The following is a 2,564-nucleotide window of genomic DNA, read 5'->3' as shown; positions in this document are numbered from 1 at the left end:
GTATAAAATCTATCTTCTCTTCCATTTGGAAGTAATGCAGGAATTTTCCATATCACATCTCTTTGTCTGTGGTCTTCAAGCTCAAGGATATAGTTCTCTCCTTCACGCCTTACATCTTCTTTAACTTTCCAGAGCTTTTCACCAATCTCTTCCATTGCCACACGCCTAAAACGTCTTGCAGCATCAATGGCAACGTATAATGGAGACTTATGGTAAAAAACAGTAACGCATAAATGAAATGGCAAAAGATGACGCACTCTAGCAAAATGATTGCAATATTCATTATAAATATCCAGACAACACTGCCAAAGCTTCTCATCTGCACGCATAAGAAACATAACACTTCCTGAGTCAATGACCAGAGGGATATAAGGGATTTTATAACTTTCTCCCAGTGTTAAAATTCTATTTAAAAAGTTGCGGGTACTATCCCAAATACTAGATAATCTTGAAGGAGCAGGATGGAGTCGAAGAGAATAATTTATAATCTTTGCTGCTTCATCCTTTAGATGATGAGAAAAAGGAGTTTTTAACAAATAATCTGTAATAAAATTTCTAGCCTTGTCCAATCTGCTTTTTCCCTCAATCCTACCATCACGTTCATCACCATAAAAAGAATCTTGCAATACTTGCTGCAAAGTGTGAAGAGAAGATTCATCTAACGTCCCTCTGAAAATATTATTCCAACTTTTATTTACTACTTCTAACATAGTAGACCAGTCAGAAAAATCATAACTTTTATCCTCTTTACCTGGTGCCTTAGTAAAATCTTCAGGGCAAGCGATTAAAATGTTAGAAAAAGCATCTCCGCTTATAAAGGGCTCTAAATTAAAAAAAGCACTTATCAAAGCAATACGCCCCTTTTCTTCAGATATATTCTCGTTTTTTAATAACTCGTCAAAATCAAAAGTAAAAAAAGCATCCTCTTTTCTAATCCCGAACAATCTTTGCATCTGTTGAGTGAGTCTATAATCTGGATATTTTAAAAGATTTCTAAGCATTCCACCTAAATGTGCAATATGCCTACATTGCCCACATCTACGGCTACGATCCTGCTCACTGCCGACACTAACTATCATTGCTTCCTTAGGTCTCAATCCGCATCGAGGGCAAACTTCCTTTTGTTTAGATTGATCTTGCCATAACTGCATCCATAAAGGTTTACGAGGTCCTGTGCTAAGTTCAATATTACCTTTTTCATTAAAAAGTAGTTTTGCCAATTCCAAAACAGAAACACCTATATCCCTTCGCAAAACCCTCCAATTTAAATCTCCCCAAAAAGTCTCTTGTGAATTAAGCACTTCCTCTACAAAATTACAAATCAGTTGTGTAATTGATTTCTGGAAGTCAAAATTTTCTTGCAGAGAAGGGATAAGAAAATAAATACCATTTCTATCCCTATAAATTTCATTACCCAAACATAAATCTGTTTCAATAAAATCTTTTAATCGATTAACAGCATCATCTAAAATTTTTCTCCTACCTATAATTTCTGTTGGTCTATAACTTTTTGCCAAAAGTTCATCCTCATCCCAACAAATTCCAAGATAGGCAAGATGCTCTTTATATTGCGCTAAATTTTTGTTTTCATCCCATGCCTCATATTCATTTAGCAACAGGTGTCTTGCTAACATAGCTTTAAAAATAGATGCTGTGGCATAACTATGATGAAATAAGGATATATCATTTGTTGGTAATCTAGTTTCAGCTAATATCAAGCGACAATAATTATTAAACAATTTTAATAATTCTTCTCTTCCTTCAATCAAAGAATTTAACTTCTCTGCTTGGTATAATTTAACTAAAAGTGAATCTAATTTTTTTACAAATTGCTCCTGATTCTCTTTCAGTTTTATAAAATCAATTTCAAACAATTTCTCGCCAAAAGGAGTGGCTATAAAAATATTCTCTCTATTTTGTTTTAAATGAGATCTATTTAAACGCAAATTTCTACCCCTTTGCTTAAAACTAGCTCCTCCTTTTGAAGAAGAAGAATCTATGATGTCTCCCATAATCAATAAATAATTTAGCAATAAAAAATCTTCTAACTCTTTCGACTGGTAATATTCTTTAAAAAAAGATATTTTTTTTGCATGATGTAAATTAATAAAATCAATAATTGTTTTTAACAGTTTCGTATCTTTTTTAGGATGAGAAAGCCAAAAAGATGGAAGGTCTGTCTCAAATATTATTTTTGAAAGATGTTTATAATTTTTAATAAAATCTACAGTATGAGCTTTCGTAGGATCTCCTTTTCCAGTTCCAGCCTCTAAAAACTCCTTTGTAAATTTCCCAATGTCATGTAAAAGAGCAGCAATTTCAGCTTGTAAAATTAATTTTTTATATTTCTCATCACGGATATCCATTTTATTTCTCCATGATAGATTTTTGGTTGATTTTTAAAATTTTTTCTAACCAATTTTGAATATTGGAATCTAGGTTTATACATCTAGCCATTATAAAATTAGTTTGCTTTTTCTTTTCCAAAATTTGTTTATATTTTTCCCACTCTTCTTGTATTCTAGCATAGGCCTGTTCTCTTTTTTTATTTACCCTTTTTTGAG

At 32.2% G+C, this 2,564-nt stretch carries 2 protein-coding genes; both read right to left on the bottom strand.

What is annotated here, in order from left to right:
- Positions 1 to 2,366 (bottom strand): hypothetical protein (locus ACXJH6_RS08445; protein WP_456471320.1); only part of this gene is annotated, 2,366 nt, incomplete at its 3' end.
- 1 nt (position 2,367) lies between these two features.
- Positions 2,368 to 2,564, bottom strand: a 197-nt coding sequence (locus tag ACXJH6_RS08440) for a hypothetical protein (protein WP_456471319.1), incomplete at its 5' end; no start/stop codon positions are given.

Source organism: Caminibacter sp., from assembly GCF_053999135.1.
Note: the sequence above shows the minus strand (reverse complement) of the source record. Positions and strands in the feature narration are given on the sequence as shown.